The following is a 14,300-nucleotide window of genomic DNA, read 5'->3' as shown; positions in this document are numbered from 1 at the left end:
GGCCCCCGGATCCTAGACCACAGCGCCTTGGTCCCGACGCCCGCCTACCACAAACCATAACGGCCACAGCGCCAACGCTCCGGCAAGGCCGGCCCCCAGGGCAAAGTGCACCAGGCTCGCCCCCGCCCCCAGCATCGCCAGCACCGCGCCACCGAGCCCCAGCAGGGCGATGGTGATCATCCCCAGCATCGCCGATACCAGCCCCTTGCTCTGCTCGCTGGCGAACAGCGTCATGCGATACAACACCGCATTGGCCACACCCAGGCCCAACGCATACAGCGACATGCCCGCCACCAGACTGGTCACCGTCGGCCAGTACCAGGTCGCCAGCGCCATCAGGCAAAGCCCTGCCAGGTACGGCCAGAGCGCCCCACGTACCAGACTGGCCAAGGGGTAGCGGTCGGCGATACGGTTGATGATCAGGTTGCCCAGGATCAGCCCACCGAATACCGGCAACTGCCACAAGGCGTACTCCATCGTGCTCAAACCTTCGTCGGTGATCAGCAACACCGGCGACAGGCCGATCCAGCCGATCAGCGGCAAGCCCACCAGCCCGAGCGCTGCACTGCCCGCGACGAAGCGAGAGTTGCCCAGCAGCTGGCCATAACCGGCGAGCAACGGCAGCAGGTGGATCGGCGTGAACGGCAGGCGCGAGCCATCGCGGCGCTCCACGCCCAGGGTCTCCGGCATCAACCGGTAGAGCAGCGCCCAGGTCAGCACAGCGCCCACGGCAAACGCCACGAACAACCAGCGCCAATCCAGCCATTGCAGCATCAGGGTCCCCACCAGCGGCCCCAGCAGCGGCGACAACAGGGCGATGTTGGCCAACAGGGCCATCATGCGCACGGCATCGGCTTCGCTGAAGGCCTCGTTGAGCGCCGGGTAGCTGACCGTCACCACGAAGCCCAGGCCAATGCCCTGCAACAGGCGCAGCAGGTTGAACAGGCCAATGTCGTGCACCCAGTAGGTGGCCAGGCACGCCAGGCCGAACAACGCACAACCAGCCAGCAGCAGCGGCCGCCGCCCATAGCGGTCGGCCAGGGGGCCGATCAGCCACTGCAGCAGCACGCCACCGAGCAGGTACAGGTTCAGGGCATGGGGAATGTATTCGGGGCTGGCCTTCAGATCGTCGACCACCACCGGCATGGCGGGCATGACCGCGTCGCTGGCCAGGTAGGTCAGCAATTCGAACAGGGCCAGGGTCAGCCCGAACAGCAAGGCACGCAGGGGCGTGATGTACAGCAATGGTTTCATGATCGAAGACAGCTTGGAAAACAGGAGGGGCCAGCCTATATGCCAGAAACGGCGGGGCGAGGCTGTGAACAAGTGTAATGGCTACCAACGCATCGCGGGGCAAGCCAACCCCCACACGACTCTGTAGGAGCGGGCTTGCCCCGCGAAGGGCTGCAAAGCAGCCCCGGGAACAACGACCTTATTGCGCAGCCGCTTCCTGCACCACGCGGATCACCCGCTGCGGGAACGGAATGTCGATACCCTCGGCCTTCAGACGATCACGGGCATGCTCGTTGAGCATGAACATCACGCTCCAGTAGTCGGCGGTGTTGACCCAGGCACGCAGGGAGACGGTAATGGCGCTGTCGCCCAGGGTCGACACCACGGCTTCCGGAGCCGGGTCCTGCAGCACGCGCGGGTCCTTGGCCAACTCCAGCAGTACGTTGCGCGCCTTCTGCAGGTCCGCGTCGTAATCCACACCGACATCGAACACCACCTTGCGGGTCGGCTGGCGGTTGTAGTTGGTGATGATGCCGTTGGACAGGCTGCCGTTGGGCATGATCACGGTCTTGTTGTCACCGGTGCGCAGCACGGTGTGGAAGATCTGGATGCTGTCGACGGTACCGCTCACGCCCTGGGCTTCGATCCAGTCGCCGATGCGGAACGGGCGGAACAGCAGGATCAATACGCCACCGGCGAAGTTCGCCAGGCTGCCTTGCAGGGCCAGGCCAATGGCCAGGGTGGCACCACCGATGGCCGCCACGAACGAGGTGGTCTCGATGCCGATCATCGAAGCCACGCTGATGGCCAGCAGCACCTTGAGCACGATATTGGCGATCGTGCTGATGAAGCCCTGCAGCGCAAGGTCGGGGTTGCGCAGGCCGACCAGGCGGCCCAGGCGGTTGCTGATCTTGTTGGTCACCCACCAGCCGATACCCAGGGTCACCAATGCCAGCAGCACGCGGCTGCCGTATTCCATGATCAACGGGATCCAGGTCTGCGACTGGCGGACGAGCTGGTCGACTTCAGCGTTCAAATCCATCTATTTCATCTCCTGATGCCGAACGGCACGTACACGAAAAAAACAGGCCGCGAAGATCTCGCGGCCCCAGGTTCCAATGGACATCACTAGGCCATCAAGGTTCCTGCTTCACAAACGGTCAGTCGCGGAAGTTGTTGAACTGCAGCGGCATGTCGAATTCCTTGGTGCGCAGCAGGGCGATGGCTTCCTGCAGGTCGTCGCGCTTCTTGCCGGTGACCCGCACCTGCTCGCCCTGGATGGCGGCCTGGACCTTGAGCTTGGCGTCCTTGATGGTAGCGACGATCTTCTTGGCCAGTTCTTTATCGATACCCTCGCGGAACTTGGCTTCCTGCTTCATTTCCTTGCCGGAGGGGTAGGCATCCTTGACTTCCAGGCATTTGACGTCGATCTTGCGCTTGACCAGGGCCAGGCGCAGGATCTCGATCATCGCCTCGAGCTGGAATTCCGCCTCGGCGGTCAGGAGCACGGTCTGCTCCTTGTCCTTGAACTCGAAGCTGCCCTTGCCCTTGAGGTCGTAGCGACGGTCCAGTTCCTTCACCGCGTTGTCCACGGCGTTGGTGACTTCGTGCTTGTCCAGTTCCGATACCACGTCGAACGAAGGCATGGTTGTTCTCCAAAATAAAAGCGCGCTCGGTCGGATGGAGCGCGCCAGGTTTGACGGTTAAAATGCGGGCTCATTATAACGGGTTGCGAAACGCAGATGAGCAGCACCTGGCATATTCTCGGCGCCGGTAACCTCGGCAGCCTCTGGGCCTGCCGCCTGGCCCGCGCGGGCAAGGCGGTGCGCCTGGTCCTGCGTGACGAACAGCGCGTGGCCGCCTACCAGGCCGTCGGCGGCCTGACCCTGGTCGAGCATGACCAGGCCAGCCACTATGCGATCCCGGCCGAGAGCCCCGGCGCCCATGGGCCGATCCATCGCCTGCTGGTGGCCTGCAAGGCCTATGATGCCGCCCCCGCCGTGGCCCGCCTGGCACCGCGCCTGGCCGAAGGCGCCGAGCTGGTGCTGCTGCAGAACGGCCTGGGCAGCCAGGACGAAGTCGCCGAGCAGGTGCCTCGGGCCCGCTGCATCTTCGCCTCGAGCACCGAAGGCGCCTTTCGCGAGGACGACTGGCGCGTGCGCTTCGCCGGCCAAGGCTTCAACTGGCTGGGCGACCCTGCCAACCCTGCCGTGCCGGAGTGGTTCGACGACCTGGGCGATGCCGGCATCCCTGCCGAATGGACCGTGGATATCCTCACCCGCCTGTGGCGCAAGCTGGCGCTCAACTGTGCGATCAACCCGCTGACCGTGCTTCACGATTGCCACAACGGTGGCTTGCTGGAGCACCTGGGCGAGGTGTCCATCCTGTGCGAGGAACTGGCCGAACTGCTGCGGCGCTGCGGCCAACCCCAGGCTGCCGAAGCGCTGGGCGAGGAAGTGCAGCGGGTCGTGCTGGCCACGGCAGCCAACTACTCTTCCATGTACCAGGACGTTCGTCATGGCCGGCGCACCGAGGTGCACTATCTGCTCGGCCATGCCTGCCGGACCGCAGCCCGCCATGGCCTGGGCCTGCCGCACCTGGAACGCCTGCACCAGCGCCTGGTCGATAGCTTGCAGGCCCGTGGCCTGCCCAGCGACTGACGCTGCCCCATCAACCGCACAGAGGACACCGCCTCGCCCATGACCCTGCGCCAACGCCTGGAAAACCTCCCGGTCGGGCAGAAACTGCTGGCGGCCTTGCTGGTACTGCTGGTCACCATCCTGCTGGTAGCCAACCTGGCGTTCATCAGCGCCGCCTATTGGATCACCCAGGAAAGCATGGCGCCCCAGGCCCTGCACACCATCGGCCGGCTGGTATCCAACCCACAGCTGTCGGCGCGCGCCGGCGACTCGCAGGAGGCGGCCAGCGCACTGCTCAAGGAACTGGACAGCTACTCTCCCCTGCGCGCCGCCGCCCTCTATGGCGGCGATGGGCGCATGCTCGCACAGCTGCAACATGGCGACCCGCTGGCGCTGCCCAAGCGTTTTCGCAACATCAGCGGCTGGCGCATGATGGAATTTCGCAGCACCCAACTGATCCCCCTGCCCCGCGAAGGCAAGCCCCCGGCCCACCTGCTGCTGGTCGCCAGCAGCGAACTGCCGACGGCCTTCTACACGGGCACCCTCACCGCGAGCCTGGCGATCCTGGTCTTCAGTGTGCTGCTGTGGTTGCTCATCGCTCGGCAGATCAAGCGCCTGATCACCGAACCGATCAACCAGCTCGAGGAACTGAGCCGCCAGGTCACCCGTGAGGAAAGCTACGCCCTGCGCGCCCAACGCGGCAACGACGACGAGATCGGCAGCCTGGCCAACGCCTTCAATACCATGCTCTCGCGCATCGAGGCCCGCGAGCAGCAGCTCAAGCGCACCCGCGACGAATTCCAGATGGCCTATGACCAGGCCCAGGGCCTGGCCGAAGAAACGCGGCACACCAACCGCAAGCTGGAACTGGAAGTCCAGGTGCGCAGCAAGATCGAGAAGAAGCTCACGGGCTTCCAGAACTACCTCAACAGCATCATCGACTCCATGCCTTCGGCCCTGATCGCCCTCGATGAACAGCTCTACGTGACCCAGTGGAACCATGAAGCCACGGTGCTCTCCGGCACACCGCTGGATGAGGCGCTGAACCAGCCGATCTTCATCGCCTTCGAGCCGCTCAAGCCGTTCCTTCCGCAACTCAAGGAAAGCGTGGAGAAACACCGCGTGGCGAAGATCGAACGGGTCACCTGGCCCAAGGGCGAGGACGTGCGCCACTACGCCCTGACCTTCTACCCGTTGACGGGCGGCGGAGGGCGTGGCGTGGTGATCCGCATCGACGACATCACCCAGCGCCTCTCGCTGGAAGAGATGATGGTGCAGTCGGAGAAGATGCTCTCGGTGGGCGGGCTCGCCGCGGGCATGGCCCACGAGATCAACAACCCCCTGGGGGCCATCCTGCACAACGTGCAGAACATCCGCCGACGGCTGTCGCCGGAGCTGCCTCGCAACCAGGAGCAGGCGGCCGAGCTGGACATCGACCTGCCCAGCGTCAACCGCTACCTGGAAAGCCGCGAGGTACCCCAACTGCTCGATGGCATCCAGCAGGCCGGCGCGCGCGCAGCGAAGATCGTCACCCACATGCTCAGTTTCAGCCGCCGCAGCAACCGTCAGCTGGCGCCCTGCGATCTGCCGGCGCTGATCGACCAGGCCGTGGAAATCGCCGGCAACGACTTCGATTTGGCCATCGGCTTCGACTTCAAGGGCCAACACATCGTGCGTCAATTCGACCCGGCGCTCGGGCCAGTACCCTGCACGGCCAACGAGCTGGAGCAGGTGCTGCTCAACCTGCTCAAGAATGCCGCCCAGGCCATTCACCAGCGCCCGCAACCCAGCGAACCGGGGCGCATCACCCTGCGCACCCGGCTCAACCCGCCGTGGGCGGAAATCCAGGTGGAAGACAATGGCGTCGGCATGCCCGAAGCCGTACGCAAGCGAACCTTCGAACCGTTCTTCACCACCAAGGAGATTGGGCAGGGCACCGGCTTGGGCTTGTCGGTCTCGTATTTCATCATCACCAACAACCACAAGGGGCAAATGGAAGTGCATTCCGCCCCCGGCCAGGGTACCTGCTTCACCTTGCGCCTGCCCCTTGGCCAACCGGCGCCGACGGCACCGGGTACCACGGAGGCATGACATGGGCTATCGCCTGTCGAAGATCTACACCCGCACCGGCGACAAAGGCGAGACCGGCCTGGGCGATGGGCGCCGGGTGCCCAAGGACCACCCGCGTATCGAGGCCATCGGCGAGGTGGACAGCCTCAACAGCCAGTTGGGCCTGTTGCTCGCAGGGCTCGCCGCAGAAGGGCTGGAAGAAGTGATCGAGGTCCTGTCGCCCTGCCAGCACCGGTTGTTCGACCTGGGGGGCGAGTTGGCGATGCCCAGCTACCAGGCACTGAACGCCATGGAAGTCGAACGGCTGGAAGAAGCGATCGACCGCTGGAACGAAGAACTCGGGCCGTTGAAGAATTTCATCCTGCCCAGTGGCTCGGCGCTGGTGGCCCAGGCCCATGTATGCCGGAGCCTGGCACGCAGCGCGGAGCGGCGTTGCCAACAGCTGAATGGGCTCGAGCCGCTGGAGGGGGTCGGGTTGGCGTATATCAACCGATTGTCAGACCTGCTGTTCGTGGCGGCCCGGATCATCGGGCGGCGGCAGGGGGTGGCCGAAGTGTTGTGGCAGGCGGCAGCCAGGCCGCAAGCCTGATATTACCGGCCCTATGCGGTGTAGGAGCGGCCTTGTGCCGCGAAAGGGCCGCACAGCGGCCCCCTTGCCTCAGACCTCAGGCCAGAAGGCCCGAATCCCCGCGACACCTTGGGCTCCCACACTCCAGGCCCGCTCCCGCTCAGCGGCCCCTACGCCCCCGAGCAGGAATACCGGGTGGTTGATGCCCTGAATCAAACGCTCCGCGTCTTCCCAACCCAGCGGCGCCGCATCCGGATGAGTCTGGGTAGCCTGCACCGGCGACAGGGTGACGAAATCCACGCCCATCTGCTCGGCCAGGGCCAACTCCTCGGCATCGTGGCAGGACGCCGCCAGCCAGCGCGCCTTGGGGAAGGGGCGACCATTGGCAGCGTACTTGCGCAGTTGTGCCGAGGTCAGGTGCCAGCCGGCGGAGGGGAAATCGCCCAACCACTCCAACGGCCCCTTGAGCATCAACTGGGCCTTGCCGGCACACAGGCCGACCGCATCCACCGCCACGTCGCGATACTTGGGGTCGTACATGTCCGGTGCACGCAGCTGGATCAGGCGGATGCCGTTGGCGATGGCCTTCTGGATACCGCGCAGCAGTTGCGGCGCGTCCAGCCCGTCCGGGGTGATCAGGTACTGGTCTGGCAGGCGGGCGGCCGCCACGATCGGCGTGTTGGCCTCGGGGAAGTCGTACTGCCCCAGATCCCGGGTCGCCACCCAGGCCAGCGGCTGGCCCTCGGCGCCATGGGGCTCGCCGGTGAAACCGTCGACCTCACGGACATCCAGCAGCACCTGCTTGTCTGGGTAATCATGGCTGACCTTGATCAGCGGCCGGGAACGGGTCACCTCGATGCCCAGTTCCTCGCGCAGCTCACGGGCCAGCGCCGCCTCGACGGCCTCGCCCTCCTCCACCTTGCCGCCGGGGAACTCCCACAGGCCGCCCTGGTGCTGGGTGTCGGCGCGTCGAGCGATCAGGATGCGCCCATCGGTACCACGAATGACTGCTGCTACGACATGAATCCGCTTCACCCTTCACGCTCCGCCAGGCCTGCCTTCTGCCAGGCCTGGAAGGCCGGCCACTGGTAGATGGTCTCGATGTAGGTCGCCGCTTGCGCGGGCACTTCGACGCGGTAGGTACGCAGGCGCACAGCCACCGGGGCGAAGAAGGCGTCGGCCAGGCTCGGCTTGCCGAACAGGAACGGGCCGCTTTCCTTGGCCGCCAGCCGGCATTCGGACCACAGGGCGACCATACGGTCGATATCCACCTGGACATCCAGCGGGATGCTTTCCAGGCCCTCGTCGCGAGACAGGTCGAATGGCATGGCACTGCGCAGGGCCATGAAGCCGCTGTGCATCTGCGCGCAAGCCGAGCGGGCCAGGGCACGGGCAGTGACGTCGGCCGGCCACAGCTGGGCGTCGGGGTGGCGCTCGGCCAGGTACTCGGCGATGGCCAGGGAATCGGCGATCACACCATGCTCGGTCTTGAGCAGCGGCACCTTGCCACTGGTCGAGAACTCGAGGATGCGCTTGCGGGTGTCGGGCTGGTTCAGCTTGATCAGCGTTTCTTCATAGGGCACGCCAGCCAGCTCCAGGGCCAGCGCGCCACGCAGCGACCAGGAGGAGTACAGCTTGTCGCCGATGATCAGGTGATAGCTCATGGTTCGGCTCCATCGGTTTGGGATTTTGCGGCTGCCTTGCAGCCCATCGCGGCACAAGGCCGCTCCTACCTGGGCCCTGTAGGAGCGGCCTTGTGCCGCGAAAGGGCCGCGACGCGGCCCCAGCTGAATCAGGTGCGGTATTCAGCGTTGATCTTCACGTACTCGTGGGACAGGTCGGTGGTCCAGATGGTTTCGCTGCATTGGCCACGGCCCAGCTCGATGCGAATGGTGATTTCCTCCTGGGCCATCACCTTGGACCCCTGCTCCTCGGTATAGCTCGGGCTACGGCCACCCTTGCTGGCGATGCAGACGTCATCGAGGAACACGTCGATCAGGCTGACATCCAGCGCCGGTACGCCGGCACGGCCGACCGCGGCGAGGATGCGGCCCCAGTTGGGGTCGGAGGCGAACAGCGCGGTCTTGATCAGCGGCGAGTGGGCCACGGCGTAGCCGACGTCCAGGCACTCCTGGTGGTTGCCGCCGCCATTGACCTGCACGGTGACGAACTTGGTGGCGCCTTCACCGTCGCGCACGATGGCCTGGGCCACTTCCATGCACACCTCGAACACGGCCTGCTTCAGGGCGTCGAACAGCGCGCCGCGGGCTTCAGTGACTTCCGGCAGGTTGGCCTTGCCGGTGGCGATCAGCATGCAGCAGTCGTTGGTCGAGGTATCGCCATCGATGGTGATCCGGTTGAACGACTTGTTGGCGCCGTCGAGCAGCAGGTCCTTGAGCACGCCCGGCGCAACCTTGGCGTCGGTGGCGATGTAGCCGAGCATGGTGGCCATGTTCGGGCGGATCATCCCGGCGCCCTTGCTGATGCCGGTGACCGTGACGGTGACGCCGTCGTGCTGGAACTGGCGGCTGGCCCCCTTGGGCAGGGTGTCGGTGGTCATGATGCCGGTGGCGGCTTGCGCCCAGTTGTCTTCCGACAGGTCGTCCAGGGCGGCCTGCAGCGCACCCTCGATCTTCTCGACCGGCAGCGGCTCGCCGATCACGCCGGTGGAGAACGGCAATACCGTGCTGGCATCGACACCCGCCAATTCGGCCAGCTTGGCGCAGGTGCGCTCGGCGGCGGCGAGGCCCGGCGCGCCGGTGCCGGCATTGGCGTTGCCGGTGTTGGTCAGCAGGTAGCGCACGGTGCCTTGTACACGCTGCTTGGAGAGGATCACCGGCGCTGCACAGAAGGCGTTGAGGGTGAACACACCCGCGACGCTGGAGCCTTCGGCGCAACGCATCACCACCACGTCCTTGCGCCCAGGGCGCTTGATGCCGGCAGACGCGATGCCGAGTTCGAAACCGGGAACCGGGTGCAGGGTGGGCAAAGGACCAAGACCAACAGCCATTAGAGCGCTCCTAGAAAATACGGTGGACAGGTGATGGAAGAGCGAGGCCGCTTCGCACCCCATTCGCGGCACAAGGCCGCTCCTACAGTGCCTCGGGCGCAGTCCCTGTAGGAGCGGCCTTGTGCCGCGAATGGGCCGCACAGCGGCCCAGGTTTGTCACGTTACAGCAGGCGGATCAGATCATTCGATCTGGCCGTGGCAATGCTTGAACTTCTTGCCCGAACCGCACCAGCATGGCTCGTTGCGGCCCAGCTTCTGCTCGTTGCGCACCGGCGCGGTGGCCACGGCCACTTCGGCACCTTCCTGGGCAGCTTGCTCTTCGCTTTCCAGGCCAGGGGCGGCGGCATGCTGGAACTGCATGCGCTGGGCCAGTTCCTCGGCCTCGCGACGCAGGCGCGCTTCCTCTTCGGCCGGGTCCTCGCGACGGACCTGGACATGGGACAGCACACGGATGGTGTCGCGCTTGATCGACTCCAGCAGCTCCTGGAACAGGCTGAAGGACTCGCGCTTGTACTCCTGCTTCGGGTTCTTCTGCGCATAGCCGCGCAAGTGGATACCGTGACGCAGGTGGTCCATGGTCGACAGGTGGTCCTTCCACAGGTCGTCCAGTACGCGCAGCAGGATCTGCTTCTCGAAGGTACGCAGGGCTTCCTCGCCGGCCTGGTCTTCCTTCTCGTTGTAGGCTGCGGTGATTTCGCTGAGCAGTTTCTCGCGCAGGGTCTCCTCGTAGAGGCGCTCGTCCTCGTCGAGCCACTGCTGGATTGGCAGCTTGATGGCGAAATCGCTGGCCAAAGCGGCTTCCAGGCCGGCCACGTCCCACTGCTCGGGCAGCGACTGTGGCGGAATGTGCTGGCTGATGGTGGCGTCGAGCACTTCCTGGCGGAACTCGGCGATGGTGTCGCCGATGTTGTCGGCCGCCAGCAGGCTGTTGCGCATGTGGTAGATCACCTTGCGCTGCTCGTTGGCCACGTCGTCGTATTCGAGCAACTGTTTGCGGATGTCGAAGTTACGGCCTTCGACCTTGCGCTGGGCCTTCTCGATGGCGTTGGTGACCATGCGATGCTCGATGGCCTCGCCGGACTGCATCCCCAAGGCCTTCATGAAGTTCTTCACCCGGTCGGAGGCGAAGATACGCATCAGGCTGTCTTCGAGCGACAGGTAGAAACGGCTGGAACCCGGGTCACCCTGACGGCCGGCACGACCGCGCAGCTGGTTGTCGATACGGCGGGATTCGTGGCGCTCGGAGGCGATCACGTGCAGGCCGCCAGCCTCGATCACCTGCTGGTGACGCTTCTGCCAGTCGGCCTTGATCTGGGCGATCTGCTCGGGGGTCGGGTTCTCGAGGGCTGCGACCTCGGCTTCCCAGTTACCCCCCAACAGGATGTCGGTACCTCGACCGGCCATGTTGGTGGCGATGGTCAGCGCGCCCGGCGCACCGGCCTGGGCGATGATCTCGGCTTCCTTCTCGTGGTACTTGGCGTTGAGCACCTTGTGGTCGATACCTTCCTTCTTGAGCAGGTTGGACATGTGCTCGGAGGTTTCGATGGTGGCTGTACCGACCAGGACCGGACGGCCCTGCTTCATGCTTTCCTTGATGTCGGCGATGATCGCCGCGTACTTCTCGTCGGCGGTCAGGTACACCAGGTCGTTGAAGTCCTTGCGCGCCAATGGCTTGTTCGGCGGGATGACCATCACGTTGAGGTTGTAGATCTGGGCGAACTCGAACGCTTCGGTATCGGCGGTACCGGTCATGCCGGACAGCTTGGTGTAGAGGCGGAAGTAGTTCTGGAAGGTGGTCGAGGCCAGGGTCTGGCTCTCGGCCTGGATGTTCAGGTTTTCCTTCGCCTCGATGGCCTGGTGCAGGCCCTCGGACAGGCGGCGGCCCGGCATGGTGCGGCCGGTGTGCTCGTCGATCAGCAGGACCTGGCCGTCCTGGACGATGTACTCGACGTTGCGGTGGAACAGCTTGTGGGCGCGCAGGCCGGCATAGACGTGGGTCAGCAGCCCCAGGTTGTGTGCCGAATAGAGGCTCTCGCCCTCGGCCAGCAGGCCGGCCTGGGTGAGCATCTCCTCGATGAACTGGTGGCCGGCTTCGTTGAGCTCCACCTGACGGCTCTTCTCGTCGATGGTGTAGTGACCTTCCTGGGTCACCTGGCCTTCGACTTCCTCGATGTGCTGGGTCAGGCGTGGGATCAGGCGGTTGATCTCGATGTACAGCTTGGAGCTGTCCTCGGCCTGGCCGGAGATGATCAGCGGGGTACGGGCTTCGTCGATGAGGATGGAGTCGACTTCGTCGATCACGGCGAAGTTCAGCTCGCGCTGGAACTTCTCCTCCTGGCTGAACGCCATGTTGTCGCGCAGGTAGTCGAAACCGAATTCGTTGTTGGTGCCGTAGGTGATGTCGGCGGCGTAGGCGGCGCGCTTCTCCTCCGGCGGTTGGAAGGCCGAGACGATACCCACGGAAAGACCGAGGAACTCGTACAGCGGACGCATCCAGTTGGCGTCACGGCGGGCCAGGTAGTCGTTCACCGTCACCACGTGCACGCCCTTGCCGGACAGTGCGTTGAGGTAGACGGCCAGGGTACCGACTAACGTCTTGCCTTCACCGGTGCGCATTTCTGCGATCATGCCCTCGTGCAGGGTCATGCCGCCGATCAGCTGCACATCGAAGTGACGCATGCCCATGACGCGCTTGCCGGCCTCACGGGCCACGGCGAAGGCTTCGGGCAGCAATTGGTCGAGGGTCTCGCCTTTGGCCAGGCGCTCCTTGAACTCTGCGGTCTTGCCCCGCAGCTGCTCGTCGGAGAGGGCCACCATCTTCTCTTCGAAGGCATTGACGATATTCACCGTCTTGAGCATGCGTTTGACTTCACGCTCGTTCTTGCTTCCAAAAAGTTTCTTTAACAAAGGCGCAAACATATCGACAGGATCTTCCACACTTAGGGATGGAGGGCGGCCCCGTGAGTCGCCCGTGCAGCCCATGGGCTGCATGCGAACGAGCATTCTACCCGGAAACGATGGTGAGGAAAGTGGTGGATTTCCACGATGCTGGCACAGCGCTTTGGCGGGGGCCCTCCTAACATAAGGGCTTTTCGGGCAAGTTCAAGGTGCTGGAAGATGAAACGTATCTGGGACATTTCCGAAGCGGATCAGGCGGTTGCGTTGCGTTTGCTGCTCAATCGCGGGACAAGCCCGCTCCCGCAGGGGTTCGGCAAGACAGGCCGTGTGGCGTGCAGCTTCTGTTAAGATGGCCACCCAGCAACCCACTGTGTACTCCAATGGCCTACAAGCCCTCCCCCGCCCGCCCACCGGCCGCCCTGCTACGCCAGGCCCGACCGCTGCGCCTGCTGCTCAACCAGGCCGAACGCCTGGAATACCTGCAGCGCCTGCTGGAGAGCCAGCTGCAGCCAGCTGCTCGCGAGCATTGCCACGTGGCGTCCTGGCGCGATGGCACTTTGTTGCTGGTGGTGACGGATGGTCATTGGGCGACACGCCTGCGCTACCAGCAGAAAAGGCTGCAACGTCAGCTACAGACGCTGGAGGCGTTCGGCAACCTGCAACGTATCCTGTTCAAGGTGCAGCCGCCGCTGGTGCCGGCCAAGCGCGAGGGGCAAGGGGTCGAGCTGTCGAGCAAGGCAGCCGAGAACATTCGCGATTCCGCCGAAGGCATTGCCGACCCCAGGCTGCGCGCAGCCCTGGAACGGTTGGCCAGTCACGCCCGCGACAAGCCATAGGCCCGCTGGGACCGCTTCGCGCTCCTTTCGCGGCGCAAGGCCGCTCCTACCGGGGCTGCATATACGCGGCATAAAAAAGGCCACCCGAAGGTGGCCTCAATGAACTAGAGAGTGTTCGAACTTACACGGCCGCAACAGGGCGCATGTAGGAGATCGGTGCCGTGCTGGCATCTTCGAAGGTGACCACTTCCCAGGCGTCTTTCTCGGCAATGAGCTTGCGCAGCAGCTGGTTGTTCAGCGCGTGTCCGGACTTGTAGCCCTTGAACTCGCCGATCAGGCTGTTGCCCAGCAGGTAGAGGTCGCCGATGGCGTCGAGGATCTTGTGCTTGACGAATTCGTCTTCGTAACGAAGGCCGTCTTCGTTGAGCACGCCGTCCTCATCGACCACGATGGCGTTTTCCACGCTGCCGCCCAACGCAAGGTTGTGCTTGCGCAGGTACTCGATGTCGCGCATGAAACCGAAGGTACGGGCGCGGCTGACTTCCTTCACGAACGACGTGCTGGAGAAGTCGACGCTGGCGCTCTGGGTCCGGTTGCGCAGTACCGGATGATCGAAGTCGATCTCGAAGCTCACCTTGAACCCGTCGAAAGGCAGGAAAGTGGCGCGCTTGTCGCCCTCCTCCACCGTCACTTCGCGCAGGATGCGGATGAACTTCTTGGCTGCGTCCTGTTCTTCCAGGCCGGCGGATTGAATCAGGAATACGAAGGGGCCCGCGCTGCCATCCATGATCGGTACTTCCGAGGCGGAGAGCTCGACGTAGGCGTTATCGATGCCCAGGCCCGCCATGGCGGAGAGCAGGTGCTCGACCGTATCGACCTTTACGTCACCGTTGACCAGCGTCGTCGACATGGTTGTCTCGCCGACGTTGGCCGCGCGCGCCGGGATCTCGACGACAGGGTCGAGGTCGGCACGGCGGAAGACGATGCCGGTGTCCACAGGCGCTGGCTTGAGGGTCAGGTAAACCTTCTCCCCGGAGTGCAGGCCGACACCTGTGGCACGGATGGTATTCTTCAGGGTGCGTTGTCTAATCATGGCATTGGCCGCT

13 protein-coding genes are annotated in these 14,300 nt (G+C 64.5%); 5 read left to right on the top strand and 8 right to left on the bottom strand.

What is annotated here, in order from left to right:
• Positions 1 to 12 precede the first annotated feature (12 nt).
• The 3 genes from K8374_RS04280 to K8374_RS04270 form a co-directional block, all read right to left on the bottom strand.
• The gene (locus tag K8374_RS04280) at positions 13 to 1,254 is read right to left on the bottom strand and encodes an MFS transporter (RefSeq protein ID WP_224458045.1); all 1,242 of its coding nucleotides are present in this window, start codon (positions 1,252 to 1,254) and stop codon (positions 13 to 15) included.
• 178 nt (positions 1,255 to 1,432) lie between these two features.
• Complete coding sequence (locus K8374_RS04275; RefSeq protein WP_224458044.1) at positions 1,433 to 2,275, bottom strand: mechanosensitive ion channel family protein; 843 nt, start codon at positions 2,273 to 2,275, stop codon at positions 1,433 to 1,435.
• A gap of 118 nt (positions 2,276 to 2,393) precedes the next feature.
• Complete coding sequence (locus K8374_RS04270) at positions 2,394 to 2,879, bottom strand: YajQ family cyclic di-GMP-binding protein (RefSeq protein WP_084855798.1); 486 nt, start codon at positions 2,877 to 2,879, stop codon at positions 2,394 to 2,396.
• Positions 2,880 to 2,975: 96 nt separating this feature from the next.
• On the opposite strand from K8374_RS04270, the gene K8374_RS04265 reads away from it, so the two are divergent.
• The 3 genes from K8374_RS04265 to K8374_RS04255 are packed head-to-tail and all read left to right on the top strand — an operon-like array spanning position 2,976 to position 6,531.
• Positions 2,976 to 3,893, top strand: a complete 918-nt coding sequence (locus K8374_RS04265; RefSeq protein ID WP_224458043.1) for a putative 2-dehydropantoate 2-reductase — start codon at positions 2,976 to 2,978, stop codon at positions 3,891 to 3,893.
• Between the two features lie 39 nt (positions 3,894 to 3,932).
• Positions 3,933 to 5,963 (top strand): sensor histidine kinase, encoded by a 2,031-nt coding sequence (locus K8374_RS04260; protein WP_224458042.1) that lies wholly within the window; start codon positions 3,933 to 3,935, stop codon positions 5,961 to 5,963.
• A 1-nt stretch (position 5,964) separates the two neighbouring features.
• Complete coding sequence (locus K8374_RS04255; RefSeq protein WP_224458041.1) at positions 5,965 to 6,531, top strand: cob(I)yrinic acid a,c-diamide adenosyltransferase; 567 nt, start codon at positions 5,965 to 5,967, stop codon at positions 6,529 to 6,531.
• 69 nt (positions 6,532 to 6,600) lie between these two features.
• Here the strand turns inward: K8374_RS04255 and K8374_RS04250 are convergent, their stop codons facing one another.
• The 4 genes from K8374_RS04250 to secA all read right to left on the bottom strand — a co-directional run bounded on the left by K8374_RS04250 (position 6,601) and on the right by secA (position 12,439).
• The gene (locus tag K8374_RS04250; RefSeq protein WP_224458040.1) at positions 6,601 to 7,545 is read right to left on the bottom strand and encodes a Nudix family hydrolase; all 945 of its coding nucleotides are present in this window, start codon (positions 7,543 to 7,545) and stop codon (positions 6,601 to 6,603) included.
• Entirely contained in the window at positions 7,542 to 8,174 is a 633-nt protein-coding gene (locus K8374_RS04245; RefSeq protein ID WP_224458039.1) for a glutathione S-transferase family protein, read from the bottom strand. Before K8374_RS04245 ends, K8374_RS04250 begins: the two co-directional genes overlap by 4 nt.
• A gap of 128 nt (positions 8,175 to 8,302) precedes the next feature.
• Entirely contained in the window at positions 8,303 to 9,520 is a 1,218-nt protein-coding gene (argJ, locus tag K8374_RS04240; protein WP_224458038.1) for a bifunctional glutamate N-acetyltransferase/amino-acid acetyltransferase ArgJ, read from the bottom strand.
• 180 nt (positions 9,521 to 9,700) lie between these two features.
• A complete protein-coding gene (secA, locus tag K8374_RS04235) occupies positions 9,701 to 12,439 on the bottom strand; it encodes a preprotein translocase subunit SecA (RefSeq protein ID WP_224458037.1) in 2,739 nt (912 codons plus the stop codon).
• 198 nt (positions 12,440 to 12,637) lie between these two features.
• On the opposite strand from secA, the gene K8374_RS26205 reads away from it, so the two are divergent.
• Together K8374_RS26205 and K8374_RS04230 are read left to right on the top strand one after the other, a co-directional pair.
• Complete coding sequence (locus K8374_RS26205) at positions 12,638 to 12,766, top strand: hypothetical protein (protein WP_263498519.1); 129 nt, start codon at positions 12,638 to 12,640, stop codon at positions 12,764 to 12,766.
• A 32-nt stretch (positions 12,767 to 12,798) separates the two neighbouring features.
• A complete protein-coding gene (locus tag K8374_RS04230; RefSeq protein WP_224458036.1) occupies positions 12,799 to 13,254 on the top strand; it encodes a DUF721 domain-containing protein in 456 nt (151 codons plus the stop codon).
• A gap of 121 nt (positions 13,255 to 13,375) precedes the next feature.
• Here the strand turns inward: K8374_RS04230 and lpxC are convergent, their stop codons facing one another.
• On the bottom strand, positions 13,376 to 14,287 hold the full coding sequence (lpxC, locus tag K8374_RS04225; protein ID WP_070092350.1) for a UDP-3-O-acyl-N-acetylglucosamine deacetylase: 912 nt from the start codon (positions 14,285 to 14,287) through the stop codon (positions 13,376 to 13,378).
• Between the last annotated feature and the right edge of the window lie 13 nt (positions 14,288 to 14,300).

The organism is Pseudomonas sp. p1(2021b) (assembly GCF_020151015.1).
Taxonomy (GTDB): domain Bacteria; phylum Pseudomonadota; class Gammaproteobacteria; order Pseudomonadales; family Pseudomonadaceae; genus Aquipseudomonas; species Aquipseudomonas putida_K.
The sequence above is the reverse complement of the archived record's forward strand: the minus strand, read 5'-3'. Positions and strand labels throughout refer to the sequence as shown.

Excerpts from the sequence above, each read along its gene's own strand:
- K8374_RS04280 (WP_224458045.1), bottom strand. The coding sequence starts at position 1,254 with ATGAAACCATTGCTGTACATCACGCCCCTGCGTGCCTTGCTGTTCGGG.
- K8374_RS04275 (WP_224458044.1), bottom strand. The coding sequence starts at position 2,275 with ATGGATTTGAACGCTGAAGTCGACCAGCTCGTCCGCCAGTCGCAGACC.
- K8374_RS04270 (WP_084855798.1), bottom strand. The coding sequence starts at position 2,879 with ATGCCTTCGTTCGACGTGGTATCGGAACTGGACAAGCACGAAGTCACC.
- K8374_RS04265 (WP_224458043.1), top strand. The coding sequence starts at position 2,976 with ATGAGCAGCACCTGGCATATTCTCGGCGCCGGTAACCTCGGCAGCCTC.
- K8374_RS04260 (WP_224458042.1), top strand. The coding sequence starts at position 3,933 with ATGACCCTGCGCCAACGCCTGGAAAACCTCCCGGTCGGGCAGAAACTG.
- K8374_RS04255 (WP_224458041.1), top strand. The coding sequence starts at position 5,965 with ATGGGCTATCGCCTGTCGAAGATCTACACCCGCACCGGCGACAAAGGC.
- K8374_RS04245 (WP_224458039.1), bottom strand. The coding sequence starts at position 8,174 with ATGAGCTATCACCTGATCATCGGCGACAAGCTGTACTCCTCCTGGTCG.
- argJ (WP_224458038.1), bottom strand. The coding sequence starts at position 9,520 with ATGGCTGTTGGTCTTGGTCCTTTGCCCACCCTGCACCCGGTTCCCGGT.
- secA (WP_224458037.1), bottom strand. The coding sequence starts at position 12,439 with ATGTTTGCGCCTTTGTTAAAGAAACTTTTTGGAAGCAAGAACGAGCGT.
- K8374_RS26205 (WP_263498519.1), top strand. The coding sequence starts at position 12,638 with ATGAAACGTATCTGGGACATTTCCGAAGCGGATCAGGCGGTTGCGTTG.
- K8374_RS04230 (WP_224458036.1), top strand. The coding sequence starts at position 12,799 with ATGGCCTACAAGCCCTCCCCCGCCCGCCCACCGGCCGCCCTGCTACGC.
- lpxC (WP_070092350.1), bottom strand. The coding sequence starts at position 14,287 with ATGATTAGACAACGCACCCTGAAGAATACCATCCGTGCCACAGGTGTC.